Source organism: Rhizobium sp. BK538 (assembly GCF_014197575.1).
Classification (GTDB): Bacteria; Pseudomonadota; Alphaproteobacteria; order Rhizobiales; family Rhizobiaceae; genus Rhizobium.
Genome location: NZ_JACIFT010000005.1, coordinates 240,866 through 261,427, shown reverse-complemented (window position 1 = coordinate 261,427; position 20,562 = coordinate 240,866). Strand labels below are relative to the sequence as shown.

General features: G+C 60.0%; 15 protein-coding genes. 9 read left to right on the top strand and 6 right to left on the bottom strand.

Annotation, left to right across the window (positions count from 1 at the left end; translation table 11 throughout):
• Positions 1 to 92 precede the first annotated feature (92 nt).
• A complete protein-coding gene (gene recQ / locus FHX09_RS08445) occupies positions 93 to 1,952 on the top strand; it encodes a DNA helicase RecQ (protein ID WP_184449741.1) in 1,860 nt (619 codons plus the stop codon).
• A 90-nt stretch (positions 1,953 to 2,042) separates the two neighbouring features.
• Here the strand turns inward: recQ and dnaG are convergent, their stop codons facing one another.
• On the bottom strand, positions 2,043 to 4,028 hold the full coding sequence (dnaG, locus tag FHX09_RS08440; protein WP_184449739.1) for a DNA primase: 1,986 nt from the start codon (positions 4,026 to 4,028) through the stop codon (positions 2,043 to 2,045).
• A gap of 661 nt (positions 4,029 to 4,689) precedes the next feature.
• Here dnaG and FHX09_RS08435 point away from each other — a divergent pair.
• Positions 4,690 to 5,568 carry a hypothetical protein gene (locus tag FHX09_RS08435; RefSeq protein ID WP_132588741.1) on the top strand — a complete coding sequence of 293 codons (879 nt, stop codon included), beginning with the start codon at positions 4,690 to 4,692 and terminating at the stop codon, positions 5,566 to 5,568.
• Here the strand turns inward: FHX09_RS08435 and FHX09_RS08430 are convergent, their stop codons facing one another.
• A complete protein-coding gene (locus tag FHX09_RS08430; RefSeq protein ID WP_007790091.1) occupies positions 5,569 to 6,021 on the bottom strand; it encodes a GatB/YqeY domain-containing protein in 453 nt (150 codons plus the stop codon).
• Between the two features lie 274 nt (positions 6,022 to 6,295).
• Between FHX09_RS08430 and carA the strand changes: the two genes are divergently transcribed.
• The 3 genes from carA (at position 6,296) to FHX09_RS08420 (ending at position 8,433) form a co-directional block, all read left to right on the top strand.
• Positions 6,296 to 7,501 carry a glutamine-hydrolyzing carbamoyl-phosphate synthase small subunit gene (gene carA / locus FHX09_RS08425; protein ID WP_183719336.1) on the top strand — a complete coding sequence of 402 codons (1,206 nt, stop codon included), beginning with the start codon at positions 6,296 to 6,298 and terminating at the stop codon, positions 7,499 to 7,501.
• Between the two features lie 151 nt (positions 7,502 to 7,652).
• Positions 7,653 to 7,946 carry a hypothetical protein gene (locus FHX09_RS29760; RefSeq protein ID WP_246699407.1) on the top strand — a complete coding sequence of 98 codons (294 nt, stop codon included), beginning with the start codon at positions 7,653 to 7,655 and terminating at the stop codon, positions 7,944 to 7,946.
• A 166-nt stretch (positions 7,947 to 8,112) separates the two neighbouring features.
• Positions 8,113 to 8,433, top strand: coding sequence for an antibiotic biosynthesis monooxygenase (locus FHX09_RS08420; protein ID WP_007790084.1), 321 nt, complete (start codon positions 8,113 to 8,115; stop codon positions 8,431 to 8,433).
• A 14-nt stretch (positions 8,434 to 8,447) separates the two neighbouring features.
• On the opposite strand, the gene FHX09_RS08415 is transcribed toward FHX09_RS08420, so the two are convergent.
• The 4 genes from FHX09_RS08415 to FHX09_RS08400 all read right to left on the bottom strand — a co-directional run bounded on the left by FHX09_RS08415 (position 8,448) and on the right by FHX09_RS08400 (position 13,556).
• Positions 8,448 to 9,851 (bottom strand): MATE family efflux transporter, encoded by a 1,404-nt coding sequence (locus FHX09_RS08415; protein WP_007790082.1) that lies wholly within the window; start codon positions 9,849 to 9,851, stop codon positions 8,448 to 8,450.
• 142 nt (positions 9,852 to 9,993) lie between these two features.
• Positions 9,994 to 11,241: a TCR/Tet family MFS transporter gene (locus FHX09_RS08410; protein WP_184449737.1), complete on the bottom strand. Its 1,248-nt coding sequence runs from the start codon at positions 11,239 to 11,241 to the stop codon at positions 9,994 to 9,996.
• A 235-nt stretch (positions 11,242 to 11,476) separates the two neighbouring features.
• Positions 11,477 to 12,394: a neutral zinc metallopeptidase gene (locus tag FHX09_RS08405; RefSeq protein ID WP_007790077.1), complete on the bottom strand. Its 918-nt coding sequence runs from the start codon at positions 12,392 to 12,394 to the stop codon at positions 11,477 to 11,479.
• 124 nt (positions 12,395 to 12,518) lie between these two features.
• The gene (locus FHX09_RS08400) at positions 12,519 to 13,556 is read right to left on the bottom strand and encodes a phosphatase PAP2 family protein (RefSeq protein WP_246699406.1); all 1,038 of its coding nucleotides are present in this window, start codon (positions 13,554 to 13,556) and stop codon (positions 12,519 to 12,521) included.
• Between the two features lie 311 nt (positions 13,557 to 13,867).
• Between FHX09_RS08400 and FHX09_RS08395 the strand changes: the two genes are divergently transcribed.
• The 4 genes from FHX09_RS08395 (at position 13,868) to greA (ending at position 20,549) form a co-directional block, all read left to right on the top strand.
• Positions 13,868 to 14,896 carry a zinc-dependent alcohol dehydrogenase family protein gene (locus FHX09_RS08395; protein ID WP_183719304.1) on the top strand — a complete coding sequence of 343 codons (1,029 nt, stop codon included), beginning with the start codon at positions 13,868 to 13,870 and terminating at the stop codon, positions 14,894 to 14,896.
• 171 nt (positions 14,897 to 15,067) lie between these two features.
• Positions 15,068 to 18,553 carry a carbamoyl-phosphate synthase large subunit gene (carB, locus tag FHX09_RS08390; RefSeq protein WP_184449733.1) on the top strand — a complete coding sequence of 1,162 codons (3,486 nt, stop codon included), beginning with the start codon at positions 15,068 to 15,070 and terminating at the stop codon, positions 18,551 to 18,553.
• Positions 18,554 to 18,624: 71 nt separating this feature from the next.
• Positions 18,625 to 19,839, top strand: a complete 1,215-nt coding sequence (locus FHX09_RS08385; protein WP_007790070.1) for a DUF2235 domain-containing protein — start codon at positions 18,625 to 18,627, stop codon at positions 19,837 to 19,839.
• Positions 19,840 to 20,072: 233 nt separating this feature from the next.
• Positions 20,073 to 20,549: a transcription elongation factor GreA gene (gene greA, locus FHX09_RS08380; protein WP_018857193.1), complete on the top strand. Its 477-nt coding sequence runs from the start codon at positions 20,073 to 20,075 to the stop codon at positions 20,547 to 20,549.
• Positions 20,550 to 20,562 lie beyond the last annotated feature (13 nt).

Here is a 20,562-nt window from a genome sequence, read left to right as displayed (position 1 = left end):
GGCATGCTTCATGCGAATCGTAGTATCCCTACGCCATGAGTTTTCTTCGTACAAAAACGCCATCAGCCCCGGAACCTTTCGCAAGGCATTCAATGATGCCTGCTGCCAGCCAACGCTCCGCGTCTTGCGCACTGTTCGACGACCGCGCTTCCCCCGAGGAAGTGTTGAAACGCGTCTGGGGGTACGACAGCTTCCGTGGAAAGCAGGCAGACGTCATTCGCCATGTCATGTCTGGAGGCGATGCGCTCGTGCTATTCCCGACGGGCAAGGGCAAATCCCTGTGCTTCCAGATACCCGGTGTTTGCCTGCCGGGAACGACCATTATCATCTCGCCGCTCATCGCGTTGATGAGGGATCAGGTTGAGGAGCTGAAGTCGCTGGGCGTGGCAGCCGAGTGCCTTTGGTCGCAGCAATCCGAAGAAGAATCCCGCCATGTCCGGTCCAGTCTGCGAGCTGGCAAGATCAAGCTCCTGTATGTAACGCCGGAGCGCGTTGTGATGCCTGGCTTTGCCGACCTGTTCGGAAGCGTGCCGATTTCCCTGATCGCTATCGACGAATGCCACTGCGTCAGTTCCTGGGGACATAATTTTCGCAAAGATTACCTTGGACTTGGCAAGCTCAAGGAGCTTTACCCCGATGTCCCCAGAATTGCGCTGACGGCGACCGCGGACGCTCATACACGGGCTGACATCATCCGGCAGTTGGAACTGGATGACGCCGTCGTTTACATGGATAGCTTCGACCGCCCGAACATTTCATACGAGATCGTGGAGCGGGACAATGCCAGAAGTCAGCTCCTGCGCTTCCTGAAGCGGCACGAGGGATCGAGCGGGATCGTCTATTGCCTATCGAGGAAGAAGGTCGAAGAGACCGCTGAATGGCTAAACGGTCACGGCATCAAGGCCAAAGCATACCATGCCAAGATGGATCCGACCGAGAAGGCAGCGAACCAGGACGCGTTTCGTTTAGAAGAAGACCTTTGCCTCGTCGCGACCGTGGCCTTTGGGATGGGCATCAACAAGCCGAACGTTCGCTACGTGGCGCATGTTGACCTCCCCTCTTCGGTCGAAGCCTATTACCAGGAAACTGGACGCGCAGGTCGCGATGGTCTCCCGTCTGAAGCCTTCATGATCTACGGCATGGCGGACATCGTCCAGCGTCACCGCATGATCGACGAAGGCGAAGCGACGGACGAGATCAAGCGCATAGAACGGGCGAAACTGAACGCCCTTCTCGGAATCTGCGAGACGGCGGGATGCCGGCGAAAGGCGATCCTTGGCCACTTCGGCGAAGCGGCGTCCGCGCGGTGCGGAAATTGCGACACCTGCAACCGGCCGGTCGAAACCTGGGATGGCACCGCAGCCTCTATCAAAGCATTGGCGGCCGTTTATCGAACGGGCGAGCGCTTCGGCGTAGCTCATCTGATCGACGTGCTGACCGGCAACTTAACGGATCGCACCTCGAAGTTCGGCCATACCGAGATGCCCGTGTTCGGCGCAGGAAAAGACCTTCCGGCCAGAACCTGGCAATCTGTGTTTAGACAGTTGCTCGCCCATTCCTTCATTTCGGTCGCCCATGACGAGTTTGGAGCCATAAAGCTCGATCAGTCAGCTCGTGCGGTCTTCAAGAAGGAAATCAACGTTGTCCTGCGCAAGGATTACCGGGAAAAATTTGGCAAGGGGGCCAAAGGTAGGGCGCCGCAGGCAAAAAGGGGTACTGGCCTGTCTGGTCGCGATGAGCAGCTCTTCCAGGCGATGCGAGCGGAACGGATGTCCATCGCCAAGGAAATGGGCGTCGCTCCTTATGTGATTTTCCCGGATACCACACTCATCGCGTTTGCAACCGAGCGACCGACGACAGATCACGAAATGTTGTCGATCTCAGGTGTTGGCGCGACCAAGCTCGAACGATACGGCCGCCGGTTTATGGAAATCATCTCGGATTCGGAATGACGTGCCGCCCGCCGTCGACTGTCTGTTGGCGGTTGTCGGCACAGCGAGGAAGCTGAAGCCGAACGTCGCGTCCCCGATCTGCCGAACCCATCAATGGCTCGCCGCTCCCTTGACGCGGCCGGAAAGCACGCCGAAACCATCGATGATCGCTTCCTGGTTCTCAAGGCGAAGCCCTTCGAAATGGACCTCCTGCAAAGCGCGCATCAACTGGTCGATCACCTCGCCGTTGCCGGCTTCGGTCGCCTCGGCGATCTCACGCTCAAGCTCGATCTTCTGGAAGCGCAAAGCCTTGGCACGCTTATGGAAGGCGAGCGCCTGCCGATACCCCTCCCGTGCATCCTCCATTGCCGCCTCCGATGTAGCGATCCAGAGGCGAGCATTGCGAATCTGCTGCTCAAGCCCCTGCAGCAACGGACCGAAACCCTGCTCTTCCATGCGCTCCTGCAGATACTCACGCGTCAGATGCGGCCCGGCAACGGCCGCCGCAGCCCCGAGCATGACGGACCAGAGCCGCTGAAGCTCGCGGTTGTCGTAATCGATCGAGGCGATCTCGTCATATTCGTCCTGCATCAAGGCCGGATGGTTGATGACCGTCAGCGCCAGCACGCTCTCTCGCAAGGCAGGTGTTTCCTGATGGCCACGAACCAGACCGGAGCGGGCCAGCCGATCGGAAATGCCGCCGCCGGAAAGGCGCGGGCCGCGCGCGCCATCCCCGCCACGGCCGCGGGATTGGCCGGCGCCGCGATCGAAGCTTCGCCGCTCATTGCTACGATTCTGGAATTGCGGCTGAAAGAAGCCGTTCAGCCGGTCGCGCATGTCCTGCTGGTAGTGACGGCGGACATTCTCATCGGCAATGACGGCGACGAGCTGCTTCAACCGCGCTTCGAGCTCCGCCTTCGCTTCAGGCGTCTCGAACTGCCCAGTATTGATTTCACGGCCCCAGATCATCTCAGCCAGCGGCTTGGCCTGGCTCATCACCTTGTCGAAGGGCGCGCGCCCCTCGTTGCGCACCAGATCGTCCGGATCCTTGCCGTCTGGCAGCAGGGCAAAGCGAACGGTGCGCCCTGGCTTGATATGCGGGAGCGCCAGATCGGCTGCGCGATTGGCAGCGCGAATGCCGGCGCCGTCGCCATCAAAGCAAAGCACCGGCTGCGGCGTCATCTTCCAGAGGAGGTCGAGCTGATTCTCGGTCAATGCGGTGCCAAGCGGCGCGACGGCATTCTCGACGCCGGCCTGATGCAGCGCGATCACGTCCATATAGCCTTCGACGGCGATGATCGTGCCCTCGCCGTTGGCGCCCTGCGTCGCCCGGCGGGCGCGCGCGAAATTGTAGAGCACATTGCCCTTGTGGAAGAGCTCCGTCTCGTTGGAATTGAGATATTTGGCCGGCGCGTCCGCAGACATGGCCCGCCCGCCGAAAGCAATCACTTTCTCGCGGGACGACAGGATCGGAAACATGATGCGGTCACGGAAACGGTCATAGGAGACCGGCACGTCGGGACCGTGGACCACCAGACCACAAGCCTCGATCTGCTCCTTGGCAACGCCCTTGCCTGCCAGAAACTCTTTCAGGGCATTGCGGCTGTCCGGCGCGAAGCCAAGCCGGAACGTCTCGATCGTCCGCCCCGTCAGCCCGCGATCGCGCAGATAAGCGCGCGCCCGCGCACCGTTTGCCGTTTGTAGCTGATCCTGAAAGAACTTGGTCGCGAGCTCCATCACGTCGAGAAGCGAGGTGCGCTCCTTCTCGCGCTTTTCCATGACCGGATCGGCAACCGGCATAGCAACGCCTGCCATATCGGCGATCTGCTGCACGGCCTCCGGGAAGCTCAACCCCTCCAGATCCGTCAGGAATCGGAAGTGATCGCCGGTGACGCCACAGCCGAAGCAGTGGTAGCGCCCCTTGCGGTCCTCGCAGTGAAAGCTCGGCGACTTTTCGCCGTGAAACGGGCAACAGGCCCAATAATCGCCGCGAGAGACGTTGGTCTTGCGCTTATCCCAGCTCACACGACGACCGATCACGTCCGAAATCGGCACGCGATCGCGTATCTCGTCGAGAAAGGAATTGGAAAAGCGCATCTGAACCTCTTAGCTGGGTCCATATAAGCAGGTTCATCGGCACATGCCACGGCATTTGGCCAAAGGACGCGCTATTCACAGGGCCTTCGTGGCTTGAAAAATCTCCAGGAATGCGCGTTCAAAAATACGTTACCGCCCCTGCGACATGGGGTGCGACACTGAAAGCCGCAACCCGCTTTTTGCGTGTATGCCAGACGAGCGTGCCGGCCACTCATTTTTTGCCAATCGTCAAAAATCGATGACGGAACAACAGCTTCGCAATTGCTCGAAATGATGATTGCCCGTCGCAAAGCCACAACCTCAAGCACGAATGACACATCTAAGGCAGCCTCCGTCGCCAATCATTATTTTTTTGTAATTTGAATCACTTGCCGCGTCGCAATAACTTCAGAGCCAACACAGCGATCCCCGTGCGAGGCACCATCCCTACCCCCGGCGCCGCCTCGCAAGGGTGTCTTTGCAAGTACCTGTTGGCTTGGATCTCGGTCCTGCGTTGCCACCGGAAGCAAAGAGCAAGAAGGCAGGAGCACCCCCAGCTCCTGCCTTCTTTAATTTCACCCAAAGGTTTAATTTTTGATATTTCCGCCTCCACTATCGGCCGCGGAAGGCATTGACAGTTATCGTCCGATGCCTAATGAAAGCGACCTATCGGGATGGTCGCATGCCACATAAAGTTGAAGATTTTTTAGAAAGCGACGCCTTCTTCGTGGCCGTGCTGCATTGCGCCCGCGAAATGCTGTCGATCTATCGCGAGAGCCCGCGCATCGCATCGATCTTTGCCGCGCAACAGCGCTGGCTGATGGCCCATGCCGGCTTCGCCCTTCATTTCGGCTACCCTGGCGAACCGAAACTCGGCCTCTATTCCGGCCGTTTCATCGCCTTCGTCGTGGCCAACAAGATTGCCAGCCGCAACACCGCCGCAGCCTTTATCCAGGAAATGCTTGCATACCGGTTCCTTCGCCCGGTCGAGAGTACCAGCGACAAGCGCACGCGCCTGTTGGAGCCGACGGAAACTGCCCACGAGCACTTTTTCAGGTGGCTCGCCACGCATCTTTTCATTCTCGACAGTCTGGACGGCAGCAATCGGCTGGACCGAATCAACGCCGACCCGGCAGCCTTCTCCAAGATACAGCCGCTGATTTCCAAGGCGATCATCGATAGCGACGCCGTGCGCGACCCCGGCGCAACATACAGTCTGTTCAACTGGGCCAATTCCGGCGGCCTGATCATGGACTACCTCATGAGCCGCATCGACACCTTCGATCGCAGCTCGGAGCGGGCCTACATCGGGCCGCTGTCGCTCAAGGAAATCCGTGACCAGTTCATGATCTCCAACACGCATCTGAAGCGCCTGCTGACGCAGGCGTCCGAAATGGGAAGCGTGGGCTGGACCCAGCCGCCCTATAAGGGCGACACTTGGATATCGCGCGCTTTTGTCATGGAATATTGGGGATATCAGGCGGCAAAATTCGCGGTTGTCGATGCCGCCGCAGAGGCGGTCCTAGGGCCCGCCGCCAGGAAGACGGCGAGCCTGCGCTGATCAGTTCAGCTGTTCCTTGACGGCGCCGGATGCCTTGGAGAAGTCCATCTGGCCGGCATAGCGCTCCTTCAGAACGGCCATCACCTTGCCCATATCCTTCGGGCCCGCCGCACCGATCTCAGCGATGATCGCGGCGATGTTGCTGCGCACTTCGGCGTCCGAAAGCTGCTTCGGCAGGAAGTCCTGAAGCACGCCAATCTCGGCACGCTCCTTCGCGGCCAGTTCGGGACGCGCGTTCTCCTCATAGATCTTCGCCGATTCGTCGCGCTGCTTCACCATCTTGGCGAGGATCTGCAAAATCTCGTCGTCACCAGCCTCTTCCTTTCCGGCGCCGCGATTGGCGATATCCCGGTCCTTGATCGCTGCCTGGATCAGGCGAACGGTCGAAAGCCGTTCGGCGTTCTTGGACTTCATGGCATCCTTGAGGGCGGCGGCGAGTTGATCGCGCAACATTGTAATCACTCCTGTTTGAATGCCGCTTCATAAACCACGCGAATGCATGGGATCAAATAAATTGCGGAAACAGGCGGCAGAAAGCGCGAGAAAACCGGCAGAATGTGCGGTACAAAGATTGACCTCGCGCAATAGCGTGGCTATTTACCGCCACCTGCACCAAAAATTCGTGATCAGGCCTGAGAGCGCGTGCCTTGCCGCGCGCATATGCTTGCGAACCAAATGGCCGGCCAACGTTGCCCAAGGACGTATGGCTGCCGGAAACGGGATGAAGATGACCGCAACTGCACCCTGGACAACCGAAAAGCCGACCGCCCTGCTCGTTCTCGCAGACGGAACCGTCATCGAAGGCAAGGGCATCGGCGCGACCGGCAAGGTCCAGGCCGAAGTGGTCTTCAACACAGCGCTGACCGGATACGAGGAAATCCTCACCGATCCCTCCTACCTCGGCCAAATCGTCACCTTCACTTTCCCGCATATCGGCAACATCGGCACCAACGACGAAGACATCGAAGACCTGACGCCCGCGGCACGCCACGGCGCCGTCGGCGTCATCTTCAAGGCCGACATCACCGAGCCGTCCAACTACCGCGCTGCCAAGCATCTCGATGCCTGGCTGAAGGCCCGCGGCATCATCGGCCTCTGCGGCGTCGACACCCGCGCGCTGACGGCCTGGATCCGCGAGAACGGCTCGCCGAACGCCGTCATCGCCCACGACCCGAACGGTGTGTTCGACGTGGAGACGCTGAAGGCGGAAGCCAAGGCCTGGAGCGGCCTCGAAGGTCTCGACCTCGCCAAGATCGCCTCTTCCGGCCAATCCTCGCAATGGGCGCAGACCCCTTGGATCTGGAACGAGGGCTACGGCGAGCTCGCCTCCGAAAATGCCAAGTATCACGTCGTCTGCCTCGACTATGGCGTCAAGCGCAACATCCTGCGCCTCTTTGCCGGCCTCGACTGCAAGGTCACGGTGATGCCGGCAACGACGAGCGCCGAGGACGTGCTGGCCATGCAGCCGGACGGCATTTTCCTGTCGAACGGCCCGGGTGACCCGGCTGCGACAGGCGAATACGCCGTTCCCGTCATCCAGAAACTGATCAAGACCGACATCCCGGTCTTCGGTATCTGCCTCGGCCATCAGATGCTGGGCCTCGCCCTCGGCGCCAAGACCGAGAAGATGCATCAGGGCCATCACGGCGCCAACCATCCGGTGAAGGACCACACCACAGGCAAGGTCGAGATCGTCTCGATGAACCACGGCTTCGCGGTCGACACGAAGTCTCTGCCACAGGGTATTGAGGAGACTCACGTTTCCCTCTTCGACGGCACCAACTGCGGGCTACGCGTCGCCGGCAAGCCGATCTTCTCGGTGCAGCATCACCCGGAAGCCTCCCCGGGGCCGCAGGACAGCCACTACCTCTTCCGCCGCTTCATCAATCTGGTGCGTGCGAAGAAGGGCGAGGAAGCCCTCGCCGAGCGCTGAGACACAGCCGTTCCAGCAATTCGAGAGCCCGCTTCCGAGCGGGCTTTTTCTTTGTTGAGCTGTTGCGCTCAACGATGGCTGCGGCCACGCGATATCCGTTTGAATAGTGTCGAGAGTGCTGATTTACTGACCTTCGGTCAGGGAGGCAGCCATGAGATGCTTAATCCTAGCAGTTGCGTGCTTGCTCCCGACGGTATCTCTTGCCGCCGGGCCCGTGAAGGTCGATGCAAAGGATTACAGCTGCGCTCAGCTTGCGCAGATTATCCGCCAATCTAAGAAGGTTTATGTGCGCCTCGGCTTCGGGGGCCGCAACTTCCGCTATCCGCCGGCCCAATGCGGGCCTGGAGACAAGCTGAGTACTGCCAGTTTGCGGGACCGCACCGGGCGACAGTGTCTCCTGGACTACGCCTGCATCAATGATCCGATGTCGATGTATAACTACTAGCAGCGGCAGCCGCGCCTGAGGGTGAGAGGAGGCTCGCCGAGCGACCGTCCATCTCGCGCGGTTTGAATGCCCGCTACCGAGCGGGTCTTTTTGTTTTGGCCTATTGACCTCAACTTAACTTGAGGAATTACACCCGCCTCGTGACATCCAGGCAAAGGAGACAAGGATGAACGGAGCGTTTTACCGGATCGACAAGTTTGCTGTTCCGGAGGCAGCGCGCGAGGAGTTCCTGATGAACGTGCTGAAAACGCACGAAGTCTTGCAGGCGCAAGAAGGCTTCATCAGCCATCAGGTGCTGGAGCAGGTTTCAGGACCAGGCGAGTTCAACTTCGTGACGATCGCACAATGGGAAAGTGCGGAGGTGATCGACCGGGTAAGGGCCGTCGTGCAGGCCGCCCACCGTGCGCGAAACTTCGATCCGCAAGCGCTATTCGAACGGCTCGGCATTCGTGCCGACATCGCCAATTATAAGCCGATCGCGGCTTGATCCGAATTGGCCGGCTAGGCGCCGGCCATATCCTTCTCGCTGCGCAGAAGCAGGTAGAAGCGTCCGCAAAGCATCACGGCTGCCGCCGCAAGCCCGACCAAAAAGCCGAACCAGATGCCGATACCGCCGAAGCCAAGCGGGAACGCAAAGGCCCAGGCAAGGAAGAAGCCGATCGGCCAATAGGCAATCAGTGCTAGGATCATCGGCACGCGTGCATCCTTCAGCCCACGCAGCAGGCCATTGGCGATTGCCTGGAGGCCATCGACCAACTGAAAGAGCCCTGCTACGACGATCAGCGGCCCGGCATAGGCAAGCACCTGCGGCGCCTCCGGCAGCTTCGTATCGAGGAACCAGCTTCCCAGGAACTCAGGAGCGGCAGCAAACAGGATGCCACCGGCACTGGCGATCAGGCAGGCGATGACGACCACTGCGATCGAGGCTCGAACGACGGCGGTGTAGTCGCCCTGCCCGTGCGCCACACCAACCCGAACGGTTGCCGCCTGCGACAAGCCGAGCGGGATCATGAAGGCGATCGAAGCCCATTGCAGCGCGATACCATGGGCCGCAAGCTCGATCGTTCCAATATGCCCCATCAGCAACGAGGCAACCGTAAAGAGGCTTACCTCGGCGAGGAGCGTCACGCTGATCGGCAGACCGAGACGCGCGACCTCCCAGAATGCCTTCCAGTCGGGACGCCAGAACCGCACGAAAATCTCGTAGCGTCGCGTGTCCTGCCTGCTCTGCACATAGGCAACGATAAACAGGAAGCCGGCAGTCTGCACGGCGACCGAAACGATCGCTGCTCCTTCAAGGCCCATTGCCGGAAAGCCGAAATGGCCAAGCACCAGCGCATAGGCGAAGAAGGCATTCAGCACCAGCATCGCGATCGTCACGTTGAGAACGACCGCCGCTCTGCCGATCGCACTGACGAGCGAGCGCATGACGTTGTAGAGCAGGCCCGGCAACACACCGAACTGACCGATCAGGATGTAGCCATGCGCCAGTGCCGCCACTTCGGGCTTCTGCCCGGCGGCGAGCAGTATCCGCTCGGAGTTGAAGAACGCCGGCAGCATGATCACCCAATAGGCGAGCACGACCCAAAGACCCATGCGCAGCGACCGGCGCACGCTGACGACGTCGCCCCTGCCGTAGGCCTGCGCAACCATCGGTATGACCGCGATGGCGAAACCCGAGCCGAAGACGAGGATCGTGAACAGGAACTGCGCCGAAAGCACCATTGCGGCAAGATTTTCAGCGCCGAGGCGCCCCACGATCATCACGTCGGTCGTATGGATGCCGAGCTGAGCCAACTGCGCGCCGATCAGCGGGATTCCGAGCGCCAGCGTGGCGCGGAAATGCGCAGCCCAATGGTTATCGGTTTTCGGCGCAAGCTTGCGCGCGTCGATCGGCGTGTCCATGACACTTTTCCTGTGATTGAATCGGCAACGGCCGCAAGTTGCGGCAAAACATCAAGACGGCTTAGATCAAAGCCCCGCAAAGAACTACTCAAAACTATGCAAATGATGAAAAATTCATCATCGCATCACGAATTCTGATGGCTCATTCGGCTGGCTGCCCGACGACGTCTGCGGCCCTGACCGTACGCACCTTCGCCAAAAACACGATGGCCGCGATCAGGATGATGATCGCCGACAGCAGATACGGCGCTCCGGCAAACGGCACCGGCGCTTCTGGCCTCGTGAAGTAGCCGAACAGCTGCGTAAAGATCAGCGGTCCGACAATCGTGGTGATGCTGCTGAGGCTTGTAAGCGCCCCTTGCAGCTCACCTTGCGCCGACGGCGGCACTTTGCCGGCTGCTATGCTTCGTAGCGGCGGATCAGCGACGTTCTCCATCACAGTCAGCACGATCACCGTGTAAACCATCCAGCCCTCCCAGGCGAAGGCGTAGCCCGTCAGTCCAACGACGGAAAAAGACAAGCCGAGGACGGCTGTCTTCCACTCGCCGAGCACGGGCACGATTTTCGGCAGGATGACGCCCATGACGAAGGCGGCGCCAATGCCGTAAATGCCGAGCGAGAGCCCAATCTGGCCTTCACTCCAGCCATAGCGGTAGGTCGACACGAAGGACCAGACAGCCGGATAGACGGCATGCGCCAGCCAGAAAAGGAACATGACCGCACAGATCGGCCCGATACCGGAATAGCTGCGCATCTGCTTCAGCGCACCGAGCGGATTGGCACGCTTCCATTCAAACGTCCGACGATGCCTTGCCTCCAAGGTCTCGGGAAGCATGAAATAGGCGGCAACGAAATTTGCGAACGAAAGAGCCGCAGCCCCGAGAAACGGCACCCGGGGGCCGAACTCTCCGAGGAAGCCGCCGATGACAGGCCCGATCGTGAAACCGACGCCGAACGCAATGCCGATCAAGCCGAAATTTTTAGCGCGATTGTCATCATTGCTAATATCAGCGATGTAGGCCGAACAGGTCGCAAAGCTGCCGCCGCTGAGGCCAGCCAGCGCGCGACCAATGAAGAGCATCCAGAAGCTCGTCGCCACCGCACAGATGAAGTTGTCGATCGCAAACGTCAGCACCGACAGAAGCAGGATGGGACGCCGTCCGAAGCGGTCGCTGAGATTGCCGAGAAATGGCGCGAACAGGAACTGCATGACTGCGTAGACAACAAGCAGCCAGCCGCCATCGAGAGCTGCGTCGCTCACGGACCCGCCGGTCAATTGCTCGAGATAGGCCGGCAACACCGGCATGATGATCGCAATCCCGATCACGTCGAGAAACAGGATCATGAAGACGAGGAAGAGGCCGCGACGAACAAATTTCGGATCGAGCATCAGACATCTCTACAGTAGGTTTTTTTCTGAAAAGACGATCTCGTCGCCGGATATGTTACATAGCTCACGTACATGAGCGAAACAATCCGTGAACATCTCAAATCTTTTGATAGGCTCACGACTTCTGTTGATCGAGAACCGGAACAAAGGCAGACCTGTGCGGCCTTTGCACTGCTCGCGTCTGACGAAATCGACGAATGCCCCCCGAGCGGCGGCCAGCTCAAAAGAGGCTGTTTCAGATCGGCCCTGAGAACGTATCGCACGCGGACAACTGCCCGCTGTCGAAGCCGCGCTTGAACCATCGGGCCCGCTGCTCCGAGGTGCCGTGGTTGAAGCTTTCCGGCACCACATAGCCCTGGCTGCGCTTCTGTAACGTGTCGTCGCCGATCTGCTGGGCTGCGTTCAACGCCTCCTCCAGATCGCCGGCCTCGAGAATACCCTTCTGCTCGGTGAATTTGCCCCAGATGCCGGCAAAGCAGTCGGCTTGCAGTTCGACGCGAACCGACATCTTGTTGGCGTCCGCCTCACTCATGCGCTGGCGCGCTTGATTGAATTTCGGCAGGATGCCGAGCAAATTCTGAACATGATGGCCGACCTCGTGGGCCACCACATAGGCTTCGGCAAAATCGCCGGAGGCACCGAACTGGCGGCTTAGCTGGTTGAAGAAGGCCGTGTCGAGGTAGACCTTGTGGTCGCTCGGGCAGTAGAAAGGCCCGGTCGCCGCCGAGGCAAAACCGCATTTAGACTGCGTCTGTCCGGAGAAGAGAACGAGGCGAGGCTCCTCATACTGACGCCCCTGAGACTGGAAGATCCCATTCCAGGTGTCTTCAGTCTCGGCAAGCACTGTACGAACGAATGCCGTCATTTCATCATTGGCGGGCGTCTGGCTTCCCGATTCGCTCTGCTCGTAGCCCGGTCCGCCTGTTGTCATGCCGCCATCCATGATCTGCAGCAGGTCGATGCCCATGGCCTTGAGGACAAGATAGATGACGACGAGGAAGATGATGGTGCCGATGCTCAGCCCGCCGCCACGCCGACCCATGCCGCCGCCGGATGGAAAACTGAAGCCTCCTCCTCTGCCCAATCCGCCCATGGAAGGATCGCCACGACGATCCTCGATGTTGTCGGACTGACGCCGGCCTTTCCATTCCATGACGGTTCCCCCGGGCTAAACCTTCGGTCGCTATGTATATATCTCGGCGGTTGGGAAATTCCAGCTACCCGGGAGAGCGCCTTGGCCGCCGACGACAGTGGAACGGCCTTCGATATTCAAACAATCAAGCGGTTGCGACCGCACCGTGAAGCGCGGTTGCGACCAATCCTGGCTTGCGATCAAGCAGACGTCTAAGAGCAAAATGGCCGACCCCAACGACAAGCAACGAAGCATAGCCGTCGACTGCGTAGTGCCAGCCGAGATAGACGGAGCTCGCCATTACGAATGCGGTGTAACAAAAGGCGATGATACCCAGCTTGCGTGAGACCTCCGCCGCGAAGAATGCGTTCAAGGCAATCAGCCCCACATGTACGCTGGGAAAGGCCGAAATGCCCGAGCCGAACCCGGACGTGCTGTGCGCGTGAAGCGACCAAAGATAGCTTTGAAACAGATTGGCGGCTGTAGGACCATCGGGCAAGGCCAGAAAAGTGGCCAGCTCCGCAAAGCGCCGCTCATCACCGGTCACCGCGCCATAAAAGACAGGCCCGGCCGATATGAAGATGCCGGCAAGAATATTTCCGCAGACCACCCAGACGAGCATGAACATGCTGATATAGCGGACACGCATCGACGCCGCTCGCGGCGAGGTTGCCACGTAAAAGAGCGTTCCGAAGCAGACCACGAACCACAATACGCTGTAATTCCAATCCACGATCTTGATGATGGCGTCGTGGCCAGCGATCGAGAGCAGGACCTTCCAGGGATCGCGGCCGAACGACAGCAGGGCATCGAGATTCGCGAGCCATTGATCGTAGAGAAAGCCGCCCCGAATGATCGGCAATAGATTCTTGATCGATGTGAACGTGCCTTGAAAAATCATCAGCGCCATCAGCAACGCCATGCCCGAGAAGAGATGGGCCAAACGCTGAGGCGAAAATGCTCTTCGCACAGCCAGCGATCGCCTATCGTCGAAGCGAAAGAAAATCCATGCATAGTCGAAGACGATCGCCATCAAAGGCATCAAGAACAGGAACAGATAGGTCCATTGGTCGAAATACAGCCCGAAAGACATCATCTCGGCGTGGCCGTCGGCGATCAGCAACACGACACCAATCACGAAATAGACTGCTACGGCGAGATAAAGCCAAAGGTCCGCCGTCATCCGGACCTTAAGGTGCGATAGCACCTCCAAAGTCCACGTTCTCTGGCTCGCAGGCCTTTTATCACGCTGAGACATTGTCAATTCAAGACGCCCCTGCAAGCAAACCGCCCTCCTGGTTTGCAACGATAAATAGAAAGCACGCTCTTTATTAATTTTCACGAACCGGCACCGCTAAAAAGGTCGGCCCGACGATATTTTCGCAAATGCAGGGCAAATAAATGCTTACCAAGCGCGACACGCGGCACCCGCTTGACGAGACCTCTCCATTCAGGCCTCCTTGCACGAAGAAGTCTGAGGAGGAGAGACGAACGATGAAGGCGGTACGGCTCGAAGCGACGGGAAAGCTGGCCCTGCGCGAGGTAGAGCGTCCCGAACCGGGTGTTGGCGAATTGCTTGTTCGCACGGAGGCCTGCGGCATTTGCGGCACCGACCGCCACCTGTTCCTTGGAGAGTTTCCTTCCAAGCCACCCGTTACGCTCGGCCACGAGTTTGCTGGCATCATCGAAAAGGTGGGCGACGGTGTGAGCGGCTTTCGTGCAGGCATGCGCGTGACCGGTGATCCGAACATTGCCTGCGGCCGCTGCCCCGAATGTCGGCGCGGTCGCGTCAATCTGTGCCATAACCTGCAGGCGATCGGCATCCATCGCGACGGCGGTTTTGCCGAATATGTCTGCATTCCGCAGCAGCAGGCCTTCGAACTGCCCTCGGCACTGGATCCCCTCCACGGCGCCTTCTGCGAACCCCTTTCCTGCTGCATCCACGGCGTAGACCTTGCCGAAATCCGAACAGGCGCCTCGGTCGTCGTCCTCGGCGGCGGTGTGATCGGCTTGCTCATCGTGCAGTTGGCCCGACTGGCAGGAGCGACCAAGGTTGTGCTTGTTACCCGCACCGAGGAGAAGCGGACGCTTGCCGAAAAGCTCGGAGCGACCGCGAGTGCGGATCCCTTAAGCGGCGATATCGTGGCACGCTTGATCGCGGCAGACGGTTTGTTGCCGGGCGGCGCCGACGTCGTCATCGAATGCGCGGGCGTTGCCGAAACGATCGAGCAGGCGCCCCGCCTTGCGCGGCGCGGCGGCACCGTCGTCATCCTCGGCGTCATGCCCCGGGGCATGAAGATTGAGGTCGAGCCCTTCGACCTCCTCTTCCGCGAGATCAAGCTGGTGAACTCCTTCCTCAACCCGTTCACTCACCAGCGCGCGGCCGAGTTCATCGCATCGGGGACCATCAAGGTCGAGCCGCTGATCTCCCGCCGGATCGGCTTCAATGACGCCGTAGAAGCAATCTCCAGTCCCGCCCGCCTGGGCGAGATCAGGACGCTTGTCGTACCGGACATTGACTAGACCTTCACAAGCTCCGCCAATTCCTGTCGATTCCGCAATTTATGGGGTTCCGTTTGCAAATACATTTGCCTATAAGCCGCTTCTAGCCTGAAAAGACCATCACATGCGCGACCCGGCCGGTGCCTCCCACCCTGGCCGGCTTTCTGCGCAGCTAGGAAACGGAAAAAGACGATGCCCAAGCGCCAAGATATCAAATCGATCCTCATCATCGGCGCGGGACCGATCGTCATTGGCCAGGCTTGCGAATTCGACTACTCCGGCACCCAGGCCTGCAAGGCGCTGAAGGAGGAAGGCTACCGCGTCATCCTCGTCAACTCCAATCCGGCAACGATCATGACCGACCCGGGCCTCGCCGATGCCACCTACGTCGAGCCGATCACTCCTGAAGTTGTCGCCAAGATCATCGCCAAGGAGCGCCCGGACGCGCTGCTGCCGACCATGGGCGGCCAAACGGCACTCAACACAGCGCTGTCGCTGAAGCGCATGGGCGTCCTTGACCGCTACAATGTCGAGATGATCGGCGCGAAGCCCGCTGCAATCGATATGGCCGAAGACCGCGCGCTCTTCCGCGAGGCCATGGCCCGCATCGGCCTGGAAACGCCGCGCTCGATGCTGGCGAACGCCACCGATATCAAGGATACCGATCGCAAGACGCATGAGGCCGAGCGTAACAAGCTGAAGGCAAGCCTCTCCGGCACTGACCTCGACAAGGCACTGGACGAACTGGAGAACCACTGGAACCTCGGCGAAAGTGACCGTAAGCAGCGCTACATGAGTCACGCAATGGCGATCGCCGCCCAGGCGCTCGATCACGTCGGCCTGCCAGCCATCATCCGCCCCTCCTTTACGCTTGGCGGAACCGGCGGTGGCATTGCCTACAACCGCTCGGAATTCTTCGAGATCGTCTCTGGCGGCCTCGATGCTTCGCCGACCACTGAAGTGCTGATCGAAGAATCCGTGCTCGGCTGGAAAGAGTATGAAATGGAGGTCGTCCGCGACAAGGCGGACAACTGCATCATCATCTGCTCGATCGAGAACATCGATCCGATGGGCGTTCACACCGGCGACTCCATCACTGTCGCGCCCGCACTGACGCTGACGGACAAGGAATACCAGATCATGCGCAACGCCTCGATCGCGGTGCTGCGCGAGATCGGCGTCGAGACCGGCGGTTCGAACGTGCAGTTCGCCGTCAACCCGAAGGACGGCCGCCTCGTCGTCATCGAAATGAACCCGCGCGTCTCGCGCTCGTCGGCGCTGGCCTCGAAGGCGACCGGCTTCCCGATCGCCAAGGTCGCCGCCAAGCTCGCGATCGGCTACACGCTGGACGAACTGGAAAACGACATCACAGGGGGCGCGACGCCGGCCTCGTTCGAGCCGTCGATCGACTACGTCGTTACCAAGATCCCACGCTTTGCTTTCGAGAAATTCCCGGGCGCCTCGCCTGTGCTCACGACAGCGATGAAGTCCGTCGGCGAAGTCATGGCGATCGGCCGCACCTTCGCCGAATCGCTGCAGAAGGCGCTCCGCGGTCTCGAAACCGGCCTGACCGGCCTCGACGAGATCGAAATTCCGGATGTCGAGGAAGGTGAATCCAGCCAGAACGCCATTCGCGCCGCCATCGGTACGCCAACGCCGGATCGCCTGCGCATGGTTGCCCAGGCGCTGCGCACGGGCATGAGCCCGCAAGAAGTGCACGAAGGCTCGAAGATCGACCCCTGGTTCATCGCCCAGTTCAAGGCGATCGTCGACATGGAAGCGCGTATCCGCGAGCATGGCCTGCCGACCGACGCTGCTAACCTGCGCACCCTGAAGGCGATGGGCTTCTCCGACGCCCGCCTCGCAACGCTGACCGGCAAGCGCCCGAAGGAAGTCGCCGAGCTGCGCAACCGCCTGAACGTCCGTCCGGTCTTCAAGCGCATCGACACCTGCGCTGCCGAGTTCGCTTCGCCGACCGCGTACATGTACTCGACTTACGAGACCCCCTTCGTCGGCGCAGCGCGCTCCGAAGCCCAGGTTTCCGACCGCAAGAAGGTCGTCATCCTCGGCGGCGGTCCGAACCGCATCGGCCAGGGCATCGAATTCGACTATTGCTGCTGCCATGCCGCCTTCGCGCTGAAGGATGCCGGCTACGAAGCGATCATGATCAACTGCAACCCGGAAACGGTCTCGACCGACTACGACACCTCCGATCGCCTCTATTTCGAGCCGCTGACGGCCGAAGACGTCATCGAAATCCTGCGCGCGGAGCAGGAAAAGGGCGAAGTCGTCGGCGTCATCGTTCAGTTCGGCGGCCAGACACCGTTGAAGCTTGCCGAAGCACTCGAGAAGAACGGCATCCCGATCCTCGGCACCGCGCCTGATATGATCGACCTTGCCGAAGACCGCGACCGCTTCCAGAAACTCCTGATGAAGCTCGACCTCAACCAGCCGAACAACGGCATTGCCTATTCGGTCGAGCAGGCCCGCCTCGTCGCCGCCGAGATCGGCTTCCCGCTGGTCGTGCGTCCATCCTATGTTCTCGGCGGCCGCGCCATGCAGATCATCCACGCCGAGAGCCAGCTGCAGAGCTACCTACTCGACACCGTTCCGGAGCTGGTGCCTGAGGATATCAAGCAGCGCTACCCGAACGACAAGACCGGCCAGATCAACACGCTGCTTGGCAAAAACCCACTGCTCTTTGACAGCTACCTAACCAACGCCATCGAAGTCGACGTAGACTGCCTCTGCGATGGCGACGACGTCTACGTCGCCGGCATCATGGAGCATATCGAGGAGGCCGGCATTCACTCCGGCGATAGCGCCTGCTCGCTGCCGCCGCGTTCTCTCTCGAAGGAACTGATCGACGAGCTGGAGCGCCAGGCCAAGGCGATGGCAAAGGCTCTGAACGTCGGTGGCCTGATGAACGTGCAGTTCGCCATCAAGGACAGCACCGTCTACGTGCTTGAAGTGAACCCGCGCGCCTCGCGCACCGTGCCCTTCGTCGCCAAGACCATCGGCGCGCCGATCGCCAAGATCGCCGCCCGTGTCATGGCTGGCGAGAAGCTCGACGCGACCTTTGCCGCTTACGGCGAAAAGCCGGATCCACGCACGCTGAAGCACATCGCCGTCAAGGAAGCCGTCTTCCCGTTCGCCCGCTTCCCGGGTGTCGACACCCTGCTCGGCCCGGAAATGCGCTCGACCGGCGAAGTCATCGGTCTCGACACCGATTTCGCACTGGCCTTCGCCAAGTCGCAGCTCGGTGCCGGTGTCGAACTGCCACGTGAAGGCACTGTCTTCGTTTCCGTCCGCGACGAGGACAAGCCGCGCGTCCTGCCGGCCATCCGCGTTCTCGTCGGCGAAGGCTTCAAGGTTCTCGCAACCGGCGGCACGCAGCGGTTTCTGGCTGAAAACGGCATCGACTCCACGAAAATCAACAAGGTCCTGGAAGGGCGCCCACACATCGAAGACGCAATCCGCAACCGCCAGGTCCAGCTCGTGATCAACACGACCGACGGCAACAAGGCAATCTCCGACTCGAAGTCGCTGCGCCGAGCAACCCTCATGCAGAAGGTGCCCTACTACACGACGATGGCCGGAGCCGAGGCCGCCGCGCAGGCGATCAAGGCACTGCGGGCCGGCAACCTGGAAGTTCGTCCGCTGCAGAGCTACTTTTAAGCTAAAACGACCGAAAGTTGCGGTAAAACCGCCCGGATGCTACCTTTGCGGCGGCGCATCCGGAGCGGTTCATGGCAAAGAACGTTGTCATTCTGTTTGACGGCACGTCGAACGAGATTTCCGCCGACCGGACCAACGTCCTCAGACTATTTGGCACCTTGAAACGCTCGGACGAGCAGATCGTCTACTACGATCCGGGCATCGGCACGTTCGGCGCGACCAATGCCTGGTCGAGACTGCTTCGCAAATCCTACGAGATTTTCGGGCTCGCGACCGGTTGGGGTCTCGATCAGAACGTCAAGGAAGCCTACCGCTTCCTGGTGGAGAACTACGATCGCGGCCCGCCTGACGCCGATGGGCGACATCCGGATCGCGACCGCATCTACATCTTCGGCTTCAGCCGCGGTGCCTATTCGGCGCGCGTCCTGGCGGGCTTCATCCATGCCTTCGGCCTGACGAGCCGGTATCATCTCAATTTGCTCGACTATGCCTACAGGACTTATAAAGGGATTCCCGCGCAGGAGGAGCAGCTTGGCGGCGCGGCAGAAGATGGCGGCGAGGATGCCCCGTCGGCCTTCGCTGCCATGCGTCTCTATGAGCGCACCCTCAGAAACGACCGCCCGCCGATCAAGCTGCTGGGCCTTTTCGACACAGTCGCGTCGGTGATCGAGGCCGGCAAATGGCATCCGCAATTCAAGACCCACCCTTTCACCCGCAAAAATCCGAGCGTCGAGTGGGTGCGCCACGCCGTCGCGATCGATGAACGGCGAACGATGTTCCAGCCGGATCTCTGGATGCCGGATCAAGAATATTGGGGGCGCCCATTCCGCCCAAAGGTGCCGGCAAAGCAGAACTTCGAGGAAGTGTGGTTTGCCGGCGTGCATGGCGATATCGGCGGCGGCTATCCGGAAGCACAGAGCGGAGCGGTCAAAATACCCCTCGCCTGGATGATCAAGGAAACGAAGCCCGCCGGGCTCCTCTATCGCAGCCGCACCGTCAACGACATCGTGCTTGGAAAAAGCGGGAAGAAATATGTGCCGCTGGACGCCACCGTTCCCCTCCATGATTCCATGAGCGTCGGGTGGAAAATCCTTGAGTATATCCCGCGGCGCGTACCGGAAAACTCCTGGCGCAAACACGGCAGCCGGAGTGCGATCTATTTCCCTTTGAGCGACCGGCGTTTCATTCCGGACGATGCGCTGATCCATATCTCGGTCAAAGAGCGGAAGGATGCAAGCTCCTACGATCCACCGAACCTGCCCGCGAACCCTCATTTCGTTCCCTAGCGGCTAGAATCCCCGTCTGCGATCCGCCATGCTTGATCCGCCTCTTGCCTCCTTATCAGGATGTGCGGGCGGACCGGCTGCTGCCAGTGAATACGAATTTTATGGAAATCGCCGGTAGCGATCTGCTATAAGCCGAGTAACTAGGATTGTTGCACGGTTCCGAAGTTCCCCTTCGGGACCTGTTTTCTTTTGTGTCTGCAGCTAAGTAGACGCAGGGAGTGAAGGACAGAAAAATGGTTGATAAGGTACCGATGACACAGGGTGGTTTCGTCAAGCTGCAGGAAGAGCTGCGCTGGCGTCAGCAGGAAGAGCGCCCGCGAATCATCGAAGCGATCGCAGAGGCGCGCGCCCACGGCGACCTTTCCGAGAACGCTGAATACCATGCAGCAAAGGAAGCGCAAAGCCACAACGAAGGCCGCATCAGCGAGCTTGAAGACCTGACCGCACGTGCCGAAGTCATCGATCTGTCCAAGATGTCTGGCGACAAGATTAAGTTTGGCGCCAAGGTGAAGCTCGTCGACGAGGACACGGAAGAAGAAAAGACTTACCAGATCGTCGGCGACCAGGAAGCCGATGTTAAGGCCGGCCGCATTTCGATTTCCTCTCCGATCGCGCGTGCGCTGATCGGCAAGGAAGTCGGCGACTCTATCGAGGTCAATGCACCCGGCGGCTCCAAGGCTTACGAAGTTCTTTCCATTTCTTGGGGCTGATTAACCCGTGGAA

What these genes read in the sequence shown, in the direction of transcription:
- recQ (WP_184449741.1), top strand. Translation starts at nt 93, where the DNA reads ATGATGCCTGCTGCCAGCCAACGCTCCGCGTCTTGCGCACTGTTCGAC.
- dnaG (WP_184449739.1), bottom strand. Translation starts at nt 4,028, where the DNA reads ATGCGCTTTTCCAATTCCTTTCTCGACGAGATACGCGATCGCGTGCCG.
- FHX09_RS08435 (WP_132588741.1), top strand. Translation starts at nt 4,690, where the DNA reads ATGCCACATAAAGTTGAAGATTTTTTAGAAAGCGACGCCTTCTTCGTG.
- FHX09_RS08430 (WP_007790091.1), bottom strand. Translation starts at nt 6,021, where the DNA reads ATGTTGCGCGATCAACTCGCCGCCGCCCTCAAGGATGCCATGAAGTCC.
- carA (WP_183719336.1), top strand. Translation starts at nt 6,296, where the DNA reads ATGACCGCAACTGCACCCTGGACAACCGAAAAGCCGACCGCCCTGCTC.
- FHX09_RS29760 (WP_246699407.1), top strand. Translation starts at nt 7,653, where the DNA reads ATGAGATGCTTAATCCTAGCAGTTGCGTGCTTGCTCCCGACGGTATCT.
- FHX09_RS08420 (WP_007790084.1), top strand. Translation starts at nt 8,113, where the DNA reads ATGAACGGAGCGTTTTACCGGATCGACAAGTTTGCTGTTCCGGAGGCA.
- FHX09_RS08415 (WP_007790082.1), bottom strand. Translation starts at nt 9,851, where the DNA reads ATGGACACGCCGATCGACGCGCGCAAGCTTGCGCCGAAAACCGATAAC.
- FHX09_RS08410 (WP_184449737.1), bottom strand. Translation starts at nt 11,241, where the DNA reads ATGCTCGATCCGAAATTTGTTCGTCGCGGCCTCTTCCTCGTCTTCATG.
- FHX09_RS08405 (WP_007790077.1), bottom strand. Translation starts at nt 12,394, where the DNA reads ATGGAATGGAAAGGCCGGCGTCAGTCCGACAACATCGAGGATCGTCGT.
- FHX09_RS08400 (WP_246699406.1), bottom strand. Translation starts at nt 13,556, where the DNA reads ATGACGGCGGACCTTTGGCTTTATCTCGCCGTAGCAGTCTATTTCGTG.
- FHX09_RS08395 (WP_183719304.1), top strand. Translation starts at nt 13,868, where the DNA reads ATGAAGGCGGTACGGCTCGAAGCGACGGGAAAGCTGGCCCTGCGCGAG.
- carB (WP_184449733.1), top strand. Translation starts at nt 15,068, where the DNA reads ATGCCCAAGCGCCAAGATATCAAATCGATCCTCATCATCGGCGCGGGA.
- FHX09_RS08385 (WP_007790070.1), top strand. Translation starts at nt 18,625, where the DNA reads ATGGCAAAGAACGTTGTCATTCTGTTTGACGGCACGTCGAACGAGATT.
- greA (WP_018857193.1), top strand. Translation starts at nt 20,073, where the DNA reads ATGGTTGATAAGGTACCGATGACACAGGGTGGTTTCGTCAAGCTGCAG.